Here is a 6,079-nt window from a genome sequence, read left to right as displayed (position 1 = left end):
CCCAGCCCAGTGCCACAGCGGTGTAGGCCAAGGCCGCGCCAACCAGCCAGCGATTGACCGGGATGGTACCGCCGCGACGCACATGCAGCGTGCCTGCCAAGCCGATGTTGAAAAGGAACTGCCACGACAGCGGGTTGAGAAACCAGAAGCCGGGCTCGGGATAGTTGGGCGGAGCAATTTGATAAACCCCCGCGACCAGCCACAGGGCGCCGGAGGCGACCAGTGCCAAGACCGGCCGATAGCTGACAATGAGCAGGAACACCGGCGTCAGCAAGAGCAGCACCGCATAGACGGGCAGTATGTTGTTGTAGCCGAGTTGGTGGCCGAGCGTCACGATGCCGATCAGCACCTGCGGCGTATTCTTGATCAACGGCTCGATGTTGATCATCGTCAAAAGCTCCGGCCGCCTGGCAAACACCGCCGCGGCGCAGAACATGGCCATCACCACCATGGTGGTGACGATGTGGGTGGCATAAAGCACACCGGCGCGGCGCAACATCTTCAGGGTTGCCAGCAGCCGGTTTCCGGGCTCGAATTTCCTGCCATAGGCGAGCGCGACCGAAATGCCGGAGATCAGCACGAAGACTTCCGCCGCATCGGAAAAGCCGAAATTCTTGTAGGTCAGATACTCGAAGGCGGTACCTGGCACATGGTCGACAAAGATTGTCAGCAGAGCGAGAGCGCGGAACACATCTATGCGCGTATCGCGCTCAGTGCGATCCGGGATACGCGAATCGCGATCCGACACGCGCGACTCGCGGTCTGGGACACGTGCATCGCGGTCCGGGGAAATCTGGGTGGTCATCGACAAAAAGGCCTCAAAGCTGGTTGTTCATGCCGGGCAATGCGACCCCCGGCGCACCGCTTCGATTCCTCCCGAAGGAATGTTATCGGCGGAGAAACGGACTGTAATGCGCCCGGTTCAATCAACTTTCGCGGAGCTTGAAAATATTGCGTTTTGAAGCCGGCAAATTGAGCGAAACCTCATATAATCAAGAGGATGCGCGATGATCGAAGAGACCTCACAAGATGGTGCGCTGCGGCGTGATCTGGCCTTCAGCTACCGGCTTTACAGCCCGGCGGATTCAACCGGCGAATGTCTCTTCCTGCTGCATGGATCGGGTGTCGACGAGACGACATTGGTGCCGCTGGCACGAGAGATCGCACCGCGGGCCAAGCTGATCGCGGTGCGTGGCCGCATTGTCCAGGAGGATGGTTTCCGCTGGTTCGCGCGCATCACGCCGACACGCTTCGAACAGCACAGCATCCGCACCGAAACCGATGCCTTTGCGGGCTTCGTCGCCGACGCGGCCACACGCCACCATCTCGATCTCTCACGCGCGACGTTCCTCGGCTATTCGAACGGCGCCAATCTGGTTTCAAGCCTGATGCTGCTGCATCCGGGCCTTGTCGAACGCGCTGCATTGCTGCGGCCGATGCCGGTGCTCGATCACGTGCCGGCGACGGATTTGTCAAAGGTGCGCGTGCTGATGATCGCCGGCGCCGCGGATCTCACCTATTCGCCCTTCGCCCCTGCTCTGGTGACATTGCTCAGCCAGCATGGCGCCGAGATCGACGCCCGGATTGTCCCATCAGGTCATGAATTCGGCAGCGCCGACGCCGCAATCGTCAGGCAATGGCTGCGGGGATCGGCGGCGTTGGCGACGGCAGGCTGACAGGCTCGCCGGCATGACCAGCCTGCCTACCCTCGTCCCATCCGGTTCCAGGCATCCAGTCCGGCGATCTTGTAGGCTTCGGCGAGCGTCGGATAGTTGAAGGTGTTGTTGACGAAGAAGTCGACGGTGCCGCCGAGATTGATCACCGCCTGGCCGATGTGGATGAGTTCGGTGGCGCCCTCGCCGATGATGTGCGCGCCGAGCAGACGGCGCGTTTCGACCGAGAACAACAGTTTCAGGAAACCGGTGTTGACGCCCATGATGTGGCCGCGCGAGGTTTCGCGAAAGCGCGCCACGCCGATCTCATAAGCCGCACCGCTCTCACGCACCTGTTCCTCGGACTGGCCGACCGTCGAGATTTCCGGCACCGCGTAGATGCCATAGGGAAAGGTCTCCGGTGGTGGCGGCAACGGCACGCCGAAGGCATGGCAGGCCGCCACTCTGCCCTGCTCCATCGAAGTCGAGGCCAGGCTCGGAAAGCCGATGACGTCGCCGGCGGCGTAGATGTTGGGCACGCTGGTCTGGAACGTATGCGGGTCGACCTTGATACGCCCTCTGGAGTCGGCATCGATGCCGACGACATCCAGGCCCAGGTTGCCGACATTGCCGGTGCGGCCGGCGGCGTAGAGCACGACCTCTGAACGAATGGTGCGGCCATCGGCCAGTTCCACTTCGGCGGCGTCCGGCTTGGAGCGGATTTCCTTCACCGCGCTGCCCAGCCGGATGGTCATGCCGCGATCGCGCATCTGGTGGATGAAATCGTCGACGATCTCGCGGTCGACGAAATCTAGGATGGAGTTCCGCGGCTCGACCAAGGTTACCGGCACGTCGAGCGCGGAAAAGATCGTTGCATATTCGACCCCGATGACGCCGGCGCCGATCACCGTCAGCGTGCGCGGCAAGCGGTCGAGTTCCAGCATCTCGTCGCTGTCGAAGATTCGGGTCTTGTCGAAAGGCACATCGCGCGGCCGGTGCGGCCTGGTGCCGACCGCGATCAGCGCATTGGCAAAACCGACCTCGCTGTAATCGCCGGTGTCGGTGGTCAGGCTGACCTTGTTGGGGCCAAGGAATTTCACCGCAGCCCGGGCGCTCTTGACCGTGTTGCGCATGAACTGGTGCTGCAGCACCTCGACCTCATGGTCGAGCGTCTTGTGCAGGCGCTCGACCAGATCGCCGACCGAGATATCCTGCTTGACCCGGTAGCCGCGCCCGTAGAAGCCGCGCTCACGCCAACCCGAAAGGTTGAGCACCGTTTCGCGCAGCGTTTTCGACGGGATGGTGCCGGTATGCACCGAGACACCGCCCAGACGCCGGCCGCGATCGACCACCAGCACCGATTTGCCGAGCTTGGCCGACTGCACCGCGGCCCGGCGACCGGAAGGGCCGCTGCCGATGACCAGCATGTCGTAGTCCATATTGCCCCGTCCCCTGCCATGTGCGCTTTTGCTGCGCCGCAGCAAGCTAATGCTATCCGCGCCGCAAATTCAACCGGTTCAGATTGCGCCTAGCGCCTTGAAGGCCGGCGCACCGCAAGAAGCCCGATCTTGATTCCGCCACAGGCCTTCACCATTTCATGGCTGAACGGTCCGCACCCTATGTCGGACCTTGTTACGAGGAAATGACATGAACGCGCGCGTTCTCGACGGCGAAATCATCACCAGCAGGCTCGACGATGTCAGGGCCTATGACGGCGTGCGCACGAAGCGCATCCTGGCTTTCGTGATCGACTATGTCATCGTCGCGCTGCTTACCATTCCGTTTGCCATTCTGGTGTTCTTCCTCGGGCTTTTGACCCTCGGGCTTGGCTGGATGCTGTTCGGTATCCTGTTGCCGACTGTGGCCATCCTCTACATCTGGAACACGCTGGGCAGCACCGACCAGGCCACCACGGGCATGAAGATGGTGGGCATCCGCCTCGACCGGCTCGACGGGAGGCCGATCGACGGCCTCACCGCGGTCGTCCATTCGGTGCTGTTCTGGGCCGGCAATGTCATCCTGTCGCCGCTCGTCCTGCTGGTGACGCTGTTTTCCGACCGCAAGCGCACCTTGCACGATCTTTTGCTTGGCACCGTCGTCAGCCGCACGGACCGCTGAAACGGCCCTCTGAAGAGCAGTCGCAACCGATTGAGCACAAATGTGAAGGCGTCGAGTCGACCACGCTCACATAATCCTGTTGAATTTTTCGCCGTCCGCGCCAAAGGTAGAGCGATTCGAAGGAGTGTTTCCAAGGCTCGATGACGCAGCATCCGACCCAGTCGCCGCAGTTCTTCCTGACCGCGCCGTCGCCGTGCCCCTATCTCGACGGCCAGTTCGAGCGCAAGGTGTTCACGCACCTGGTTGGCGACAAGGCGGCGGAGATGAACGACCTCTTGACCCAAGGCGGCTTCCGGCGCTCGCAGAACATCGCCTACAGGCCGGCCTGCGAGACCTGCCGCGCCTGCGTTTCGGTACGCATCCTCGCCCAGGAATTCGTCGCCAGCCGCAACATGAAGCGCGTGCTGCAGCACAATTCCGATCTCGTCGGCCACATGCACAATGCCGAGCCTTCGACCGAACAATATTCCCTGTTCCGCAGCTATCTCGATGCCCGCCACCGCCGTGGCGGCATGTCCGATATGACGGTGCTCGACTATGCGATGATGGTCGAGGATACCCATGTCGACACCAAGGTGATCGAGTATCGGCGGCGTGGACCAGACACGTTCATCACCGGCAAGGGACAGGGCGAGCTGATCGCGGTGGCGCTCACCGACAAGATGGCCGACGGCCTGTCGATGGTCTATTCCTACTTCAATCCCGATTTCGAGGAACGGTCGCTCGGCACGTTCATGATCCTCGACCACATCGCCCGCGCCAGGGCGATGGGCCTGCCCCATGTCTATCTCGGCTACTGGGTCAACGGCTCGCGCAAGATGAATTATAAGATGCGCTTCATGCCGCAGGAGCATCTCGGCCCGAAGGGCTGGGAGCGCTACACCAACGAAGCGGTCGCGCGCTGATTATTCTTTCCCAAGTCCGGGCTTAAACATTTTCAATCGAGACGATGCTGGTCTTTCCGCTGGTTGGCGGAGAGCGTGCGATTGCGCCGGTCCGCCATCCTCTCCCGAATTCATTGTGAAAGTTCGCTGCATGTCGTCTCACGATACTCACACCAAAGGACTTCTGCTCACCGCATTTGGCGGGCTGACGCTGACCGTGGACATCCCGCTGATCCGGCTCGCCCACGGCGAGGCGTGGACAATCCTGCTGCTGCGCACCGGCTGCACCTTGGCCGCGGCACTGATCATGTGGACCATCTGGCGCTCGTTCAGCAAGAATGCGCCGCAGCTGATACCTGGCTGGTCGGGCCTGATCGTTGCCGCGATCTACGGGCTCGGCGCGATTGCCTTCATCACCGGCGTCTACAACACCTCGACCGCCAACCTGGTTTTCATCCTGGCCTTCACCACCATGTTCGCCGCGCTGCTGTCGTGGGTATTCCTGAAGGAGCGGCCGCGGCCGCTGACCCTTGCGGCATTGGCCATGATGATTGTCGGCGTCGTCATCATCGTCGGCGATTCCGTCGGCACCGGACATCTGTTCGGCGATCTGATGGCGTTGTGTTCGGCCTTCCTGATCGCCTGCGCCATCACCATCTCGCGCGCCAGCGGCAAGGATATGGGCTTTACCTCACTGATCGGCGTCGTCCTGCCTTTCGGGCTGGCGGCGTTCATGGTCTCCAAGACCGGCTTTCAGGTGGAGGCACCCTGGTGGATCATCCTCAACGGCGCCGTCATTATGCCGATAGCGTTCTTCTGCCTTGCCGCCGGGCCGAAATACATTTCGGGCCCTGAAGTGGCGATGTTCTACCTGCTCGAAACCGTGCTGGCGCCAGTCTGGGTGTGGATGATCTTTGCCGAGACACCGACGCGCAACAGCCTGATCGGCGGCGCGATCCTGATCGTCACACTGATCGCGCATTCGCTGTGGCAACTTCACGAGGGACGCAAGCAGCGTGGCGACCTTGCGGTGCAACATCCGGTCTAAGGTGCATTGAGATCAGGCGCTGGCCTTCTTCGCCACGTCAGGTTCCGGCAGGACCTCGATTTGCGGACCGGCTTCGATTTCGGCTGGCGAGCCCGGGACGATGTCGTCGGCCATTTCCACCTCGCGCAGCCACTCGCGCCAGATCGCGACCAGCAGGGCCATCAGCACCGGGCCGATGAACAGGCCGAGAAACCCCATGGTCTTGACGCCGCCGATCAGGCCGAAAAACGTCGGCAGGAAGGGCAGTTTTATCGGCCCGCCGACGAGCTTCGGACGCAGTGTCTTGTCGACGATGAACAGCTCGACCGCACCCCAGAGGAACAGTGCCAGCCCGGCCATCGGCGAGCCGCTGGCGGCGAGATAGATCGAGACCAGGG

General features: G+C 62.0%; 8 protein-coding genes. 5 read left to right on the top strand and 3 right to left on the bottom strand.

What is annotated here, in order from left to right; all coding sequences use genetic code 11:
• Positions 1–805: OpgC domain-containing protein (gene opgC / locus EN749_RS28690; protein ID WP_128364417.1), on the bottom strand; the 805-nt coding region annotated here is incomplete at its 3' end.
• Here opgC and EN749_RS37870 point away from each other — a divergent pair.
• Together EN749_RS37870 and EN749_RS28685 are read left to right on the top strand one after the other, a co-directional pair.
• Positions 798–962 (top strand): hypothetical protein, encoded by a 165-nt coding sequence (locus EN749_RS37870; RefSeq protein ID WP_164781845.1) that lies wholly within the window; start codon positions 798–800, stop codon positions 960–962. The genes opgC and EN749_RS37870 overlap by 8 nt on opposite strands.
• Before the next feature lie 45 nt (positions 963–1,007).
• Positions 1,008–1,676, top strand: coding sequence for an alpha/beta hydrolase (locus tag EN749_RS28685; protein WP_128364416.1), 669 nt, complete (start codon positions 1,008–1,010; stop codon positions 1,674–1,676).
• Between the two features lie 26 nt (positions 1,677–1,702).
• On the opposite strand, the gene sthA is transcribed toward EN749_RS28685, so the two are convergent.
• Positions 1,703–3,091: a Si-specific NAD(P)(+) transhydrogenase gene (sthA, locus tag EN749_RS28680; protein WP_127267508.1), complete on the bottom strand. Its 1,389-nt coding sequence runs from the start codon at positions 3,089–3,091 to the stop codon at positions 1,703–1,705.
• 208 nt (positions 3,092–3,299) lie between these two features.
• On the opposite strand from sthA, the gene EN749_RS28675 reads away from it, so the two are divergent.
• The 3 genes from EN749_RS28675 (at position 3,300) to EN749_RS28665 (ending at position 5,702) form a co-directional block, all read left to right on the top strand.
• The gene (locus EN749_RS28675) at positions 3,300–3,770 is read left to right on the top strand and encodes an RDD family protein (protein ID WP_127322646.1); all 471 of its coding nucleotides are present in this window, start codon (positions 3,300–3,302) and stop codon (positions 3,768–3,770) included.
• Positions 3,771–3,910: 140 nt separating this feature from the next.
• On the top strand, positions 3,911–4,675 hold the full coding sequence (locus EN749_RS28670; RefSeq protein ID WP_023810205.1) for an arginyltransferase: 765 nt from the start codon (positions 3,911–3,913) through the stop codon (positions 4,673–4,675).
• Positions 4,676–4,805: 130 nt separating this feature from the next.
• Positions 4,806–5,702 carry a DMT family transporter gene (locus EN749_RS28665; protein WP_128364415.1) on the top strand — a complete coding sequence of 299 codons (897 nt, stop codon included), beginning with the start codon at positions 4,806–4,808 and terminating at the stop codon, positions 5,700–5,702.
• A 12-nt stretch (positions 5,703–5,714) separates the two neighbouring features.
• Here the strand turns inward: EN749_RS28665 and EN749_RS28660 are convergent.
• A partial coding sequence (locus EN749_RS28660) for an AI-2E family transporter (RefSeq protein ID WP_128364414.1) occupies positions 5,715–6,079 on the bottom strand: 365 nt, incomplete at its 5' end.

Source organism: Mesorhizobium sp. M7A.F.Ca.ET.027.02.1.1 (genome assembly GCF_004022985.1).
Lineage (GTDB): Bacteria > Pseudomonadota > Alphaproteobacteria > Rhizobiales > Rhizobiaceae > Mesorhizobium.
Note: the sequence above shows the minus strand (reverse complement) of the source record. Positions and strands in the feature narration are given on the sequence as shown.

Excerpts from the sequence above, each read along its gene's own strand:
- EN749_RS28685 (WP_128364416.1), top strand. The coding sequence starts at position 1,008 with ATGATCGAAGAGACCTCACAAGATGGTGCGCTGCGGCGTGATCTGGCC.
- EN749_RS28675 (WP_127322646.1), top strand. The coding sequence starts at position 3,300 with ATGAACGCGCGCGTTCTCGACGGCGAAATCATCACCAGCAGGCTCGAC.
- sthA (WP_127267508.1), bottom strand. The coding sequence starts at position 3,091 with ATGGACTACGACATGCTGGTCATCGGCAGCGGCCCTTCCGGTCGCCGG.
- EN749_RS28670 (WP_023810205.1), top strand. The coding sequence starts at position 3,911 with ATGACGCAGCATCCGACCCAGTCGCCGCAGTTCTTCCTGACCGCGCCG.
- EN749_RS28665 (WP_128364415.1), top strand. The coding sequence starts at position 4,806 with ATGTCGTCTCACGATACTCACACCAAAGGACTTCTGCTCACCGCATTT.